Source organism: Allolucifera butyrica (genome assembly GCF_900476375.1).
GTDB classification, from domain to species: Bacteria; Bacillota; Negativicutes; order Sporomusales; family UPPP01; genus Lucifera; species Lucifera butyrica.
In genome coordinates this window covers 13,203-26,925 of the sequence record NZ_UPPP01000074.1, presented here as the reverse complement: position 1 = coordinate 26,925, position 13,723 = coordinate 13,203, and the positions used below count along the sequence as shown (strand labels likewise).

The 13,723-nt window shown below is 45.7% G+C and carries 13 protein-coding genes; 9 read left to right on the top strand and 4 right to left on the bottom strand.

Annotation, left to right across the window (positions count from 1 at the left end; all coding sequences use genetic code 11):
- The first annotated feature begins 245 nt into the window (after positions 1-245).
- Complete coding sequence (locus LUCIF_RS13200) at positions 246-1,922, top strand: glutamine--tRNA ligase/YqeY domain fusion protein (protein ID WP_122628366.1); 1,677 nt, start codon at positions 246-248, stop codon at positions 1,920-1,922.
- Positions 1,923-2,061: 139 nt separating this feature from the next.
- Here the strand turns inward: LUCIF_RS13200 and LUCIF_RS13195 are convergent, their stop codons facing one another.
- Positions 2,062-2,721: an HAD family hydrolase gene (locus LUCIF_RS13195; protein ID WP_122628365.1), complete on the bottom strand. Its 660-nt coding sequence runs from the start codon at positions 2,719-2,721 to the stop codon at positions 2,062-2,064.
- 147 nt (positions 2,722-2,868) lie between these two features.
- Positions 2,869-4,086, bottom strand: coding sequence for an ArsA family ATPase (locus LUCIF_RS13190; RefSeq protein ID WP_122628364.1), 1,218 nt, complete (start codon positions 4,084-4,086; stop codon positions 2,869-2,871).
- A gap of 281 nt (positions 4,087-4,367) precedes the next feature.
- On the opposite strand from LUCIF_RS13190, the gene LUCIF_RS13185 reads away from it, so the two are divergent.
- From LUCIF_RS13185 to LUCIF_RS13170, 4 genes are all read left to right on the top strand, one after another.
- Positions 4,368-4,949 carry a TetR/AcrR family transcriptional regulator gene (locus tag LUCIF_RS13185; RefSeq protein WP_122628363.1) on the top strand — a complete coding sequence of 194 codons (582 nt, stop codon included), beginning with the start codon at positions 4,368-4,370 and terminating at the stop codon, positions 4,947-4,949.
- A 179-nt stretch (positions 4,950-5,128) separates the two neighbouring features.
- Entirely contained in the window at positions 5,129-6,214 is a 1,086-nt protein-coding gene (locus tag LUCIF_RS13180) for an efflux RND transporter periplasmic adaptor subunit (RefSeq protein ID WP_122628362.1), read from the top strand.
- Positions 6,211-9,306: an efflux RND transporter permease subunit gene (locus LUCIF_RS13175; RefSeq protein WP_122628361.1), complete on the top strand. Its 3,096-nt coding sequence runs from the start codon at positions 6,211-6,213 to the stop codon at positions 9,304-9,306. Before LUCIF_RS13180 ends, LUCIF_RS13175 begins: the two co-directional genes overlap by 4 nt.
- A gap of 94 nt (positions 9,307-9,400) precedes the next feature.
- Positions 9,401-9,673: a LysM peptidoglycan-binding domain-containing protein gene (locus LUCIF_RS13170; protein WP_122628360.1), complete on the top strand. Its 273-nt coding sequence runs from the start codon at positions 9,401-9,403 to the stop codon at positions 9,671-9,673.
- A gap of 17 nt (positions 9,674-9,690) precedes the next feature.
- Here LUCIF_RS13170 and LUCIF_RS13165 read toward each other — a convergent pair whose 3' ends face one another.
- Positions 9,691-10,146 (bottom strand): chemotaxis protein CheX, encoded by a 456-nt coding sequence (locus LUCIF_RS13165; protein WP_122628359.1) that lies wholly within the window; start codon positions 10,144-10,146, stop codon positions 9,691-9,693.
- Between the two features lie 320 nt (positions 10,147-10,466).
- Here LUCIF_RS13165 and LUCIF_RS13160 point away from each other — a divergent pair, with 320 nt between their 5' ends.
- The 3 genes from LUCIF_RS13160 (at position 10,467) to LUCIF_RS13150 (ending at position 12,029) form a co-directional block, all read left to right on the top strand.
- Positions 10,467-10,703 (top strand): hypothetical protein, encoded by a 237-nt coding sequence (locus LUCIF_RS13160; RefSeq protein ID WP_122628358.1) that lies wholly within the window; start codon positions 10,467-10,469, stop codon positions 10,701-10,703.
- A gap of 195 nt (positions 10,704-10,898) precedes the next feature.
- Positions 10,899-11,507, top strand: a complete 609-nt coding sequence (locus LUCIF_RS13155; RefSeq protein WP_122628357.1) for a hypothetical protein — start codon at positions 10,899-10,901, stop codon at positions 11,505-11,507.
- A gap of 117 nt (positions 11,508-11,624) precedes the next feature.
- Complete coding sequence (locus LUCIF_RS13150) at positions 11,625-12,029, top strand: CBS domain-containing protein (RefSeq protein WP_122628356.1); 405 nt, start codon at positions 11,625-11,627, stop codon at positions 12,027-12,029.
- 85 nt (positions 12,030-12,114) lie between these two features.
- Here LUCIF_RS13150 and LUCIF_RS13145 read toward each other — a convergent pair whose 3' ends face one another.
- Positions 12,115-12,723: a phospholipase D family nuclease gene (locus LUCIF_RS13145; RefSeq protein WP_207857629.1), complete on the bottom strand. Its 609-nt coding sequence runs from the start codon at positions 12,721-12,723 to the stop codon at positions 12,115-12,117.
- Positions 12,724-13,075: 352 nt separating this feature from the next.
- Between LUCIF_RS13145 and LUCIF_RS13140 the strand changes: the two genes are divergently transcribed.
- Positions 13,076-13,693, top strand: a complete 618-nt coding sequence (locus tag LUCIF_RS13140; protein ID WP_122628355.1) for a GNAT family N-acetyltransferase — start codon at positions 13,076-13,078, stop codon at positions 13,691-13,693.
- Positions 13,694-13,723 lie beyond the last annotated feature (30 nt).

Sequence of the window (13,723 nt, the reverse complement as noted above, 5' to 3'; positions counted from 1 at the left end):
TGGAAGGAAATATTTAGTATATAGCTAATACTAATATAATTACTATACCGGTGAGAGCCTGCTTAAAAAGATGCAGATACTAGGCGCGGCGAGCATTCGAACGAGGCGTACTCAGGCGTACGTTGAGTGAGAACGCGCAGCCGCAACAACGGGTCCCACATTTCGCACTCCAAAATAATGACAGAGGACTGCGAAAAATGGGATTGATGCGCTTTTTAAGCAGGCTCGGAGAAGGAGTTAACAATATGACCACAGAAGCTTCTATGCCATCGTCCAACTTTATCCAGAATATTATTGATGAAGATGCTCGTACTAATAAACATCAGGGCCGGGTGCACACGCGCTTTCCGCCGGAACCGAACGGCTATCTTCACATTGGCCACGCAAAGTCGATTTGTCTTAATTTTGGCATTGCCGCCCAAAACGGAGGACTTTGCAATTTGCGCTTTGATGATACCAATCCCAGTAAAGAAGATGTGGAGTATGTCGACTCCATCCAGGAAGACGTCAGGTGGCTGGGTTTTGACTGGCAGGACCGGATGTTTTATGCTTCGGATTACTTCGGACGGCTCTACGAATATGCGGTACTGTTGATCCGGAAAGGAAAAGCTTATGTCTGCGACCTTAGCGCGCAGGAAATCCGGGATTACCGTGGTACATTGACGCAGCCGGGCCAGGAAAGCCCCTACCGGAACCGTTCCGTAGCCGAGAATCTGGACTTATTTGAGCGCATGCGGCAGGGAGAATTCCCGGACGGTTCCAGAGTGCTCCGGGCTAAAATTGATATGGCATCGCCCAATTTAAACATGAGAGATCCCGTTCTCTACCGGATCTTACGCTCCCATCATCACCGGACGGGTAACCAATGGTGCATTTATCCTATGTATGACTATGCGCATCCCTTATCCGACGCGATAGAAAAGGTCACGCATTCCATTTGTACCCTGGAATTTGAGGATCACCGGCCGTTGTATGACTGGGTGCTGGCGGCAGTGGAGCACGAATATCGTCCGCAGCAGATCGAATTTGCCCGGCTTAATTTAAATTACACCGTAATGAGCAAGCGGAAATTACGGGAACTGGTCGAACAGAAATACGTAAACGGGTGGGACGACCCCCGCATGCCGACCATTTCCGGCTTACGGCGGCGAGGCTATACGCCGGAAGCAATCAGGGACTTTTGTGACCGCATCGGCGTAGCCAAAAGCAACAGCATTGTGGATATTGCCCTTTTGGAGCATTGTATCCGGGAAGACCTGAATGCCCGGGCAATGCGGGCCATGGCTGTACTGCGGCCGTTAAAGGTGGTTATTGACAACTATCCGGAGGGAGTAACCGAAGAACTGGCGGCGGAAAATAACCCGGAAAAACCGGAAATGGGGAATCGTACCATTCCTTTTTCCCGGGAACTGTTCATCGAACAGGAAGATTTCTGTGAAAATCCACCGAAAAAATTCTTCCGTCTTGCTCCCGGTCAGGAAGTCCGCTTAAAGCACGCCTATATTATTAAATGTGAACGGGTTGTCAAAGATGGGGCAGGAAATGTTGTGGCCGTTCACTGTACCTATGACCCGGATACAAAAAGCGGCGGTGCCGCCAGCGGGAAGAAGGTAAAGGGGACGCTTCACTGGGTTTCCGCCGCTCATGCTGTCAAGGCCGAAGCCCGCTTGTACGATAACCTTTTCAATGTGGAGAACCCCGATGAAGGGGAAGATTATAAAACTAATTTAAATCCTAATTCGCTGGACGTCCTGCAATGCTTTGTGGAGCCCGGGCTGGCGGCGGCAGAACCGGGAACTAGATACCAATTTCTGCGGCAGGGTTATTTCTGCGTAGATACGGTGGATTCCCGCCCGGGACAGCTTGTTTTTAACCGGATCGTTTCATTGCGCGATTCCTGGGCGAAAGCACAAAAATCGTAAGTAAAACTAAGGAGGGTGTTTCCCAAGCTAAGCCGGGGAACACCCTCTTTTACCTGACTGCAGCAGGAATTTTTTACTCCGCCGTGCAGGACGAGAAATCTCTCGCAATTCATCCTACAGATTTAGGGTTAACAGAGCACTAGAGATTTAATAACCAATCCGTTCGGGTGATGATTTCATTAAAATCTTTAATGACCCTATCAGCCCGGGATAAGTCCTGGGCACCGGAGTTGGGGTTGTAAAAACCAAGGCATTTCATCCCGGCTGTTTTTGCCGCCGTTACGCCGTTTTTTGAGTCTTCGATTATCAGGCACTGCTCCGGGGGAAGAGCCAAAAGTTCTGCCGCCCGTAGAAAGATATCCGGCGCCGGTTTGCTGTTTGCTACTTCCAGACCGCTTATTTTGACGGCAAACAAATCCGTTAAATGAAACATGTTTAAAATAATATCAATGTGTTTGCGGGGGGAAGAGGAGGCCAACGCCAATTTTACCTGGGAACTTAATTTATTGATTAGGAGATCAACACCGGCAAGGGGTTTTTCATCCGGCGCTGTTAATAAATAATCAACATAACGTTGTTCGTAGTCTGCAATCAGCGTGGTAAGTTCCTTTTTAATGCCATATTTGGCTTTTAGCGTCGAGAACATATAGAGATTGGTACTGCCGATAAAGGTATTATATTCTTCCTCGGAGATAGCAAGCCCTAACTCCGAACGGGTATACTGCATAAATATTTTATGATGCAGCGGCTCGCTGTCAATAATGACACCGTCCATGTCAAAGATTACACCTTTAATCATAAAAGATAACACTCCCAACCATTTAGTATTAAAAACCACTTCGTTATCGATATGCGGTTTTCCTGTCGGGAAATAGGAGATAAAGCGGGAGTGGGGGAAGGGGGATTGAAAAGGAAAAAGCGCTTCATCGACTGATGAAAGCGCTTTTTATTTACAATTAACGCGGTAAGAAATTTCTTTTGTTCCGTAGACCGCCGTTTTTGGCCCTTCAAATTCAATCATCAGCACATCCGCATTTACCTTTGCCCGGGTAGCGCAGCAACCCTGTAACTGGCGGGGTAAATGGAGATTCCGTTTGTATTCCCCTACCCTGATTGTAATCTCATCGTCTTTTTGGGACCAGGCAATCTCGTCTTTACTCACAAACGGCAGTTTTAGTTCCAGAATATACTGGTCACCGGCCCGGCTGATTTTTTGCGTTTGCCCGCAGTAGAAGAACCCCGTAGGCAGCAAATCACCAAAGCATTCGTTACCCATTTTTTCCAGGGCGGCAAAACCTGCGACTTCTTCCGCGAACAACGGCACGGTGAGAACCGGTACGGGACTGAACTGATTTTTAATATACTGGAGGTAAGTGTGTTGTATTTGGCTCCACTTTTCAAAGTATTGGCCCAAATCCACCGGGGGGAGCAAACGGTTAACGATCACTGCGTCGGTATTAAAACCGAATAAACTTAGATACATGAAACTGCGTTCTGCTTCTTTGATGACCATTTTTTCAGGATTTACTACCAATCTGACGGAAGTGATCATCCGGTTGGCTAATAGAGCGTGCATTTCCCGGATATGCCGGATTAATTCGGCGATTCCCTCCAGGGCATCATCTGTAGGCAGCGGAACGCCGACAACTGATTTGGCGACAGGGCGGGCAACTTTGAAAAATAACTTTTGTTTGGGAAATATTTTTTCCAGCCACCATTTGAGAACTTCAGGAAAACTAAGGAGTCTGAGTGTTTCGCCGGTTGGTGCGCAGTCAACAATGACCACGTCATATTTCCCCTCCTGACAGTGAGTGAGAATTTCCAGCAGGCGGAAGAGTTCCTCCAGTCCCGGAAAAACCATCAATTCTTCCGTGGTAATATCATTAATATTCTGTGATACGAACAGGGAGGATAAATAATTTTGCACTTTACTCCAATACCGTTCCGTACTGGATAAAGTGCTGATTTCCTGCGCCCAAAGATTTTCCCGGATCTGTAATGGTTCATTGTTTAATTCCATACCGAAGGAATCTCCCAGGCTGTGAGCAGTGTCTGTACTTACGACAATTGTTTTTTTGCCTGAAGCTGCCGAGGCCATCGCTGTGGCTGCAGCCAGGCTGGTTTTGCCGACGCCGCCCTTTCCGGTGTAAAGGATAACCCGCATAATAACCCTCCCCGCATTTCGTCAAATCAACTCCTCTTAGGGAAGAGCTGAAATAAGGCATTCATTTTATTCATCGTGTTAATTTATAAATTTGTTATCAGACTTATGTACTATTTTTTGTAGGCCTAAAGTCCTGATTTGTCGGAGAATCGCTTTGGCAAGCTGTGGTCCTGGTGTTTGCCTAAATGCGCTTGCTTTTTGAAAACTAAAACACTATAATAGTTTATGGGTTGAAAGGATGAATTTGGTAATCTATTAAATGCTTGGTAAGTGGTGATATTTTGGATGATCTAAAAAACGACATTCTCGACAAGGCGAAAGAGCGATTTGACCGGTTTGGTTATAAAAAAACAACCATGGATGAGATCAGCCGGGATTGCAGAATTTCCAAAAAGACGGTTTATGAACAGTTTAAAGACAAAGAAGACTTGTTTACCTGCCTGATTATCAGGGAAAAACGCAAAGCCCGGGATATTATTTTTGCTTCCATCAGAGAAATCAATGATCCGCTTGACAAGCTGCTCCAAATGATGCGGACGGCAATCGGCTATTTTAATGAGGATAACTTTCTGACAAGACTGCTAAAAGATGACGAAATTCTCTTTTCTAATTTTTTGAGTACAAAATCCCATTCTTTAATTCGAGACGAATTGATAGCAATGATTGCCGATATCATCGTCGAAGGGAAGAAACAAGGTAAAATCCGGGATGTGGATGAACAGTTTGTGGCTTATGCCGGTCTGAAGTTATTCGAGGCGTTTAGTTATATGCGGACAATTGAATTAGACCGGAATAAGGCGGCGCAGGGCTATTATACGGAGGCTCTGGTGGATTTCATTGTGCATGCTTTGATTAAAAAATAGCAGAGAGAATACATCCCCCATTTCGCACCTTGAACTTAGAGCGACAATTGACATAGGCCTGCGAAAAGCGGGATATATAAAAAATTTTACCATTAAGAAACTTAAACACCAAAATAGTTTTTTGGTTATGACAACCGGCTTTTCCATGACCCGGAATAAAAATTGCAAAGGAGGAAAAAATGCGAAACAATTTTGACCCAATTTTTATAGTTATTGCCGTTCTGGGGATTTGTTTGCTGCTTTCAGGCTGTGCCAAAACAACGACGGCAGCAACCGAAGCGCCCCTGGTCCGGACTAAAGTAGTACAGTTAACGGGAGGGGGAGAAAGCGCAAGCTATTCCGGCGAAGTAAGAGGAAGATATGAGAGTCAGCTCGCTTTTCAAGTCGGCGGCAAAATCATCGGCCGCAAGGTCGAACTTGGCAGCATTGTAAAGCCGGGGGACATTCTCCTGGAGATCGATCCCCAGGACATAAAAGAGACCGTGGCCATTCATTCTGCGCAGGTCTACTCGGCTGAGTCGCAGCTAGAGCTGGCGAAAAATGATCTGAACCGCTACCGGAAATTATATGAAGATCATGCTATCAGCCGCGCCCAACTGGACCAATATCAAAATGCCTACGATGTGGCCGTGGCAGCCGTACGGCAGGCTTCCGCCCAGTATTCGCAGGGTGTTAATCAATTAGACTACAGTAAACTGGTTGCGGATAAACCGGGAGTGATTTCCGCTATTGCTGCGGAAACCGGCCAGGTAGTGAGTGCGGGACAGCCGGTGATTACCCTGGTACAGGACGGGGAGCGGGAAATAGAGATTCATGTTCCGGAAAACCGTATCGAGGAACTGCGCAAAGCACAACAAATTAAAGTTTCCTTTTGGGCTTTGCCGGGGCTTGTCACTGCCGGCGAAGTACGAGAAATTTCCCCCATCGCCGACAAGGTTTCACGAACTTTTAAAGTACGGATTCATTTAACAAATCCATCGCCGGAGATTAAGTTGGGCATGACTGCATCAGTGCAGGTAGTTGACCAGCAAAATCAAAAAAACGCCTATATTCCACTCTCGGCCCTTTATCAGACGGACAATACACCCGGGGTATGGGCTGTTACGAATGGCAGCGTCCATCTTAGACCGGTTCAAATCGGCGCATTTGGTGATAATCAGGTACAAGTTCTGGCAGGGCTGCAAGACGGCGACGTGATTGTAACCGCCGGAATCCATAAGCTGCAGGAAGGGCAAACGGTGCGCCTGGCGGGTGACGCACCATGAAGCGGCTGAATCTGACCGAATGGGCGCTGAATCATAAACAGCTTGTCTATTACTTTATTATCATGACGTTTATTATGGGAACCTTCTCCTACCTTCATCTGGGAAGAATGGAAGATCCCGATTTTGTAATCCGCCAGATGATTGTTTCGGTGGCCTGGCCGGGCGCCAGCGCCCGGCAGGTGGAAGAACAAGTAACCGACAAAATAGAAAAAAAGCTGCAGGATACGCCTGGTCTGGATTATCTGAAGAGTTATTCACGGCCGGGACAGGCGGTAGTCTATGTAACGCTAAAGGATACGGTCAAGGAAAAGGACATCCGGCCAACCTGGCTGGAAGTGCGCAACATGGTCAATGATATTAAGGGAACCTTGCCGCAGGGAGTCGTCGGTCCCGCTTTCAACGACCGGTTTGACGACGTATTCGGTTCCATTTACGCCTTGACTGCCGATGGTTTTACTTATGAAGAAATGCGGGACCGGGCGGAAAAGATACGGCGCATTATGCTGGGTGTTCCCAATGTAAAAAAGGTTGAGCTATTAGGGGTACAAGATGAAAAAATCTATATTGACCTGGAAAACAGTAAACTGGCTCAACTAGGGATTGACCCTAACCTGATCATCAATACTGTGAAGGCGCAGGATGCCATGGCTTCTGCCGGCATGGTTGAAACAGCCTCCGATAATGTTTGCCTGCGGGTCAGCGGTATGTTTGATGATCTGGAGAGCATCCGCAGCCTGCCCATCCGGGCTGACGGCCGTACCTTTCGTCTGGGGGACATTGCCAAAGTCCGGCGAAGTTATGCCGAGCCGATCGAACCCAAGATGTTTTTTAACGGTCAGCCGGCTATCGGCATTGCTGTTTCCATGGATAAGGGCGGCAATATTCTTACTTTGGGCCAGAATTTAGCAAAAACAATCGGCCAAATTAAAAAGGATTTACCCCTCGGTTATGAAATCAGCCAGGTCTCAAACCAGCCTAAAGTGGTGGAAGAATCCATTGATGACTTTGTTAAATCGCTGCGGGAAGCGATACTCATCGTTTTGGCCGTCAGTTTTCTGAGCCTTGGTGTACGCTCCGGCATCGTGGTCGCGTTATGTATTCCGCTGGTTATTGCCGGAGTCTTTACCTGTATGAAGATACTGGGAATAGATTTGCATAAGGTTTCCTTAGGAGCTTTAATCATTGCTCTGGGGCTGTTAGTGGACGATGCGATTATTGCCGTGGAAATGATGAGCGTGAAACTGGAACAGGGCTGGGACCGGTTTAAGGCGGCCTGTTTCGCCTATACGGCGACTGCCTTTCCCATGCTGACGGGAACTTTAATTACCTGCGCCGGTTTTATCCCGATCGGATTTGCCCAAGGCGCTGCTGCAGAGTTTACCCACAGTTTGTTCACCGTGATCACCATTGCGTTGGTAATATCCTGGATCGTTTCCGTCCTGGTTACGCCGCTTTTGGGGTATAATCTGATAAAAGTTAAAAATGGCGGCGAAGGCGGACACGATGTATATAATACGAAGTTTTACCGGTTTTTCCGGCAAATACTGATCTGGTGCCTGAGTCACCGGAAACTGGTGCTTGGTATTACCGTCCTCTGTTTTGCCGGCTCCATTTTCCTGCTGAAATTGGTAAAGCAGGAATTTTTCCCGCCTTCAATGCGGCCGGAACTGATTGTGGAATTAACGTTGCCGCAAGGTGCTTCGTTGAAGGCGACAGAAGGCGAAGTAAAACGGTTCGCCGGCAATCTGGACGGCGATCCTAATATTGACAACTACAGCTACTATGTCGGTGAAGGCGCTCCCCGCTTTGTGCTGACTACAGAACCGAAACTTCCGGCCAACAATTATGCCCAGTTTGTTATTGTCGCCAAAAATGTGGCGGCCCGGGAGGCATTGGAACGGAAAATAAATCAGTTATTGGCCGGCGGTTTTTCCAATGTACGGGGAAATATTAAATTAATTCAGACCGGACCCCCTTCCGCCTATCCGGTTATGTTACGGGTCAGCGGTTATGATTCCGCCAAAGTACGGGAAATTGCCCGGCAGGTAGGTGGCGTGATGACGGCTGATCCCAAGCTTACGGATGTCAATTTTGACTGGATGGAAAAAAGCCCAACCATGCATTTGGCAGTAGATCAGGATAAAGCGCGAATGCTGGGGATCGACAGTCAAACCCTGGCGGCCAATTTGCAAACCCAGCTATCGGGGGCAGTTATATCCGAGTTTCGCGAAAAAGATAAAACCGTAGATATTGTATTCCGGATTGCACCGCACAATCGAAACGATCTGGCTCAAATTAAGGATCTTATGATCCATATCGGCAACGGCCAATTTGTACCTTTAGACCAGATTGCCAAAATAAGCTATCAAGCCGAGGATGGCTTGATTTGGCGGCGTAATCTCAAACCGACAATCACGGTGCAGGCCAACGCGGTCCCGGGCGTGACCGGGAATGATGCCACGAAAGAAGTATATGAAAAACTGAAAAATTTGCGGGAAAGCCTGCCGCCGGGTTATAGCATCCAGGTCGACGGTTCCCTGGAAAGAAGCCAAATTTCTATCGGCTTTTTGCTGCAGCCCGTGCCGGCGATGGTGGTCATTATTCTTACCCTGTTGATGCTTCAACTGCAAAAGATGTCACTGGCTTTTTTAACAGTAATGACCGCACCACTGGGAATTATCGGCGTCAGTCTGTCCATGCTTTTGACTCAGCGTCCCATGGGGTTTGTAGCCGAATTGGGAATTTTGGCGCTGGGCGGTATGATTATCCGGAATTCGGTGATCCTGATTGATCAGATCGAACAGCATATTAAAGGCGGCGAGTCACCGTGGAATGCTATTATTGATTCGGCAGTGCTGCGATTCCGCCCGATTATGCTTACGGCCGCCGCCGCCATACTGGGGATGGTTCCCTTAGTGCCAAGCACCTTTTGGGGACCCATGGCGGTTGCTATCGGCGGCGGCTTATTTGGGGCCACTGTATTAACACTGCTGGTTCTGCCCACAATGTATGCAGCCTGGTTTAAGGTGAAGCCGGAAGGGATAGGCAGTGAGACCGGAATTTATTCCAGTCTCGAACAAAAACAAACATAAGTTCTGTTTTTGGGGAAAACCTCTTGCATCGAACATATGTACTGTGATAAAATAAATGCAAGGTTGAACATATGTTTGGAAGAGGTGCGGAGATATGACGAAAACGATATTAATTTTTTCCGTGATGCTTGCTTTATGGTCGATTACCCCGTTAGCCAGTTCTAACGCTTATTTCGCTGCCGACCGGTTTACCGTCGTTCCTGTCGGGGCCGGTGATACAGTATGGAACATTGCCGCCAAATATGTGACCAATAAAGACGATATAAGAGAGCTGACAACGGCCATAAAACAAATAAACCATTTAAATACGAATGCGCAGATTTATCCGGGACAAATGCTCAAAGTGCCAATAAAACCTAGGAAATAACAGGTTGTTTTCTTATTCTAATTCAGGCCAATGCTTATTTCGATCATCAGTTCATCGACAGTCATTTCCAGACCAATATAATTTGTATTGCAGATTTTAATCTGGGAAGTGCATTGCGATAATGCGGGCGGCGCAAGCTTAACCGGGATTCCGTTGTTTTTAAGCGAAGTCGCCGCGGTAGAGGTCACCATATTGGCCATTTCGCACAGTGCGCTTTGCGCTATATCATCCAATTTGTTTACTATGGCACCCATCATTATGACGGAAGATAGTTTTTTGGCCACTTCTTCCGTCATATTGAACACTACATTACCGGTAGTCTGGGTGACCAATTCTACATTTACAGTGACACCCAGGCTGTCGAGAAACTGATCTTTGGTAAATACTTTTCCTCTCGCAATATTTTTAAATCCTAATTGAGGGAGCACATCGGACAAAGCAGCAATAAACGGATTGACAAACCGTGCGTCCATCGCTACCTCACCTCCTTGATTCAGCAGTCCAATTTAAAGCTTACAATTTATTCATCGTGATAAATTAAAGATTTGTTATCAGACTTCCGTTCTATTTTTATAGAACAAAAGTCCTAATTTGCAAATAATACCAGACCGGAGTTTGTTTAATGCGCGCTCCGAAATAATGCAGAGAACTGCGAAAAATGGGGTTTGATGCGCTTTTTAAGCAGACTCGGCTAGGAAAAATTTACACTTAGACCAGCACTCTAATTTCTGATATAATAAATCTGTTTTAATTGCTTTTTATAATAGACTGTATATAGAAGGAGAATTAGGTAATGAAAAAGCTTAATACGGTTTTAGCGGGATTTGCTCTGAGTGTATTTCTTGGCGTCTCGATGGTAGCAACGGTGGCAAATGCAAATGCAAATGTGTCTGATATTGCAGAAGTTGCTAACGAACTGCATCCGCCGATGAATGAGGTGGAGAAAGAACTGCATCCGGATTCGGACGTAAGCAGGCAGTCTCCAACGATGCGGGAAGAAACAAACTATTTCCGGCCTAAAAATAACTAATCCTGCAAAACATAGATTTTTGCAGGATTAGTTATTTTTATTATTTATAGTATTCTGTTATAATAAATATAATTAGGACTGTTTAAATGATTGAGTTATTCGTGCAAAGCCTGGTTTTTCCGGGAATAAAAAATATAAAAAGAAAGTAGAGGAGGGAAGAGAATTTTCAGTTGAATTAAGGAGGTGCCCCATGATATGAAGTCATTTATAAAAAAAGCGATTTGTACACTTGCTTTAATCGGCATAGTGTCTGTTCATAGCACTTTTGCGGCCGCCCTATCATTACAGGATGAAGCGTTTTATCCTACGCCGGCCAGTTTATTGGCCAATATGAAATTAGTAGAGAAAAAGGATGGTTATTCTACATACCGTGATTCATACGGACAAATTGAATATGTGGTTTTTCATGATAATGGCTGTGTTTCTTTTATTGAAACGAATGGAATTGAGTGTAATGCCAGGACATACAGTGAAGACGGCAGAACAATAAGAATAACAGCCTACGGCGATCCTGACGGGGAAGTTCTGGTTTTGTATCAGAAAGACCCGCAAGATACGGTTGTCGGACGTTATTCCGGTAAAGTGAAAATTTCTCCCGACGGTGTCAAGACGGCTGAATTCCAGATGGTTACAGTCAGAGCGGAAGGGAAACCGAATGACCAAATTACCGCCAAAGATATTATGACATTTAATTATGACGACATTGCGGACATTCCGTCCGATTTCTATCAGAAAATTTTTAAGACCGTGAGGGAAGCGGATGAGGAAGAATGGCTGGACTATTTTGACCTCGATACCTTCTGAGTTAAGCAGGAAGAAAAATCCTTACTCACCCTGCACCTGGAACGCAGTGGCCATACTTTTGAGAACTGTGAGAAAAACGAATCAGGATCTTCCTGATCGTTTTATGGAGGCCGGTTTATGAATATCGCTTTTTTTCTCATTCCCAAAGGGGAAGTGATTTATTTACCGTTAAATTGTACAATGCGGCAGGCGCTGGAAAAAATGGAATACCATCGCTATACTGCAGTTCCGCTTATTGATGAGCATGGCCGATATGCCGGGACAATTACGGAAGGTGACTTATTGTGGAAAATGAAGAACACGCCGGGTTTAACCTTTGCCGATACTGAGCGGGTTATGCTCAGGGAGATTTCCCGGCGAATGACCAACCAGCCGGTGCGGGTCGATTCGGAAATGGAGGACCTTCTCTCATTGGTTGTTGTTCAAAACTTTGTCCCCGTAGTGGATGATGGAAATACTTTTATCGGTATCATTCGCCGCCGGGAGATCCTTGAGTACTATGTGAAACTGAAATTGCAGTGATGAGGCTGCCGCTGAGCCTTGAAAGCAGAAGGGAGTGTCTAAAAAGTATTTCACTTTTTAGACACTCCCTTCTGATCCTTCTGCGTTACTTCTTGTATGCCTCGGTGGCATCCCAACGCCACTGCCAGTAGTTGGCAAACTCGTCGGCCAGCGGCTTATTACCCTGGTGAATCTCGCAGTTTTCCGCATTATTATGTTCGGCGGCTTTCGTAAAATTGAATGACCCCGTTACGACGTCGGTGCCGTCGATAATCATCACCTTATTATGAGCAATTTGAAAAGCCCGGTCAATATGCACGGGAATACCGGCATGAACCAGAAAGGTTGCAGATGAATATTTTTCAGTTTCTTGCGATTTGTCCAGAATCACTTTTACATCCACGCCGCGTTTTTTGGCGGTTGTCAGGGCTTTGGCTATTTCCGGTGAGGTAAAAGAATAGGCTTGCACCAATACGGATTTTTTGGCATGATTCAGTTCGTCAACGATCATCGCCGTGATCCCGCCTTCCGGGGAAAAGGCCAATTTTATGGTGCCTGTGGCCGGAATGGTATGCACGCCTTTCAAGTCAGCGGGCATGACTCTATTTTCCGACGCATCGGCAGGCTCCTTCCTGGTACAGCCAAGGATAAATCCGGCAGAAAAAGTCGTCAGCATGACGAGCGCGATTATGCACTGTTTCAATGAAATGCGCATAGTGAAGGTCCTCCTTAGTTTCTTTGTGCTATCTCAGGATCCCGAGATATTATATGGATCAAGGCATTGTGCCTTGGTCATTTTTATTTCTACTATACATATTATAGGTTTTCTCAGAGAATTTTACCAGAGTTCGGTCAATAAACTCGATTAGCCCTTATGGATAAATCTTTCATATATTTTTTTATAAAAGGCAGATAATAGTATATTCAGGGGCATCTTGTTATAATTGTCATAATAAATTATATTTGTCATTTTCATTGTTACGGTTTTGTTATGATTTTGTAACAAAATCGTAATAATTGAGGTATAAGATGCCAGTGTAGAGTAATTTAGGGCGGGGAGTCTTACCATGAAGCCAGTGCATTTGTTGAAAAATGGAGACCGGTTAGTTATGCTTATGGGCGTTGACGGGAATGACCTATATAAATTTCCTTACTATCTTAGAACTTACATGGAAAACAATTTTTATAAGGGTGATTTGAGCCGTATCAGCGGGGAAAAAAAAGAAGAAGACAAAAATAAATTATTTTTAGCCAAGATAGGGAATCAAGTTGTCGGTTATATCCGGCTGGCAATCGGAACAAGTCCAATGAGCATTCATGTGGGCGAAGCTTTTTTGTTATTGGATGAAAATTACCGGGGCCTTGGAATTGATAAGCTGTTGGTTAAACAATTAATTTATTGGACGAAAGAAACCGGACGAATCCGTAAGATCAATATTAAAGTCCGGGCTGATGATAAGCCGGAAATTGCCTTTTACAAGAGGCTGGGTTTCCAAACAGAGGGTTTATTAAAACAGGAGCTTTACAGTGACGGCATTTTTTTCGACGCAGAAATGCTAGGTCTTTGGATAAATCCTCCGGCGGAACAGTCCGTTAGAAGAAAAGTAAAACAATTTGGACGTAGTCCGAAACCAATGCAATTTGTAAAGCCGGCTGCTGAACTGTCAGATACAGTGGCTCCTTAGGCAGTATACGAATCTAGTAATATTTTGCTT

Coding starts and splice junctions, on each gene's coding strand:
- LUCIF_RS13170 (WP_122628360.1), top strand. CDS start 9,401: ATGACGAAAACGATATTAATTTTTTCCGTGATGCTTGCTTTATGGTCG.
- LUCIF_RS13195 (WP_122628365.1), bottom strand. CDS start 2,721: ATGATTAAAGGTGTAATCTTTGACATGGACGGTGTCATTATTGACAGC.
- LUCIF_RS13140 (WP_122628355.1), top strand. CDS start 13,076: ATGAAGCCAGTGCATTTGTTGAAAAATGGAGACCGGTTAGTTATGCTT.
- LUCIF_RS13200 (WP_122628366.1), top strand. CDS start 246: ATGACCACAGAAGCTTCTATGCCATCGTCCAACTTTATCCAGAATATT.
- LUCIF_RS13145 (WP_207857629.1), bottom strand. CDS start 12,723: ATGCGCATTTCATTGAAACAGTGCATAATCGCGCTCGTCATGCTGACG.
- LUCIF_RS13175 (WP_122628361.1), top strand. CDS start 6,211: ATGAAGCGGCTGAATCTGACCGAATGGGCGCTGAATCATAAACAGCTT.
- LUCIF_RS13155 (WP_122628357.1), top strand. CDS start 10,899: ATGAAGTCATTTATAAAAAAAGCGATTTGTACACTTGCTTTAATCGGC.
- LUCIF_RS13160 (WP_122628358.1), top strand. CDS start 10,467: ATGAAAAAGCTTAATACGGTTTTAGCGGGATTTGCTCTGAGTGTATTT.
- LUCIF_RS13190 (WP_122628364.1), bottom strand. CDS start 4,086: ATGCGGGTTATCCTTTACACCGGAAAGGGCGGCGTCGGCAAAACCAGC.
- LUCIF_RS13180 (WP_122628362.1), top strand. CDS start 5,129: ATGCGAAACAATTTTGACCCAATTTTTATAGTTATTGCCGTTCTGGGG.
- LUCIF_RS13150 (WP_122628356.1), top strand. CDS start 11,625: ATGAATATCGCTTTTTTTCTCATTCCCAAAGGGGAAGTGATTTATTTA.
- LUCIF_RS13165 (WP_122628359.1), bottom strand. CDS start 10,146: ATGGACGCACGGTTTGTCAATCCGTTTATTGCTGCTTTGTCCGATGTG.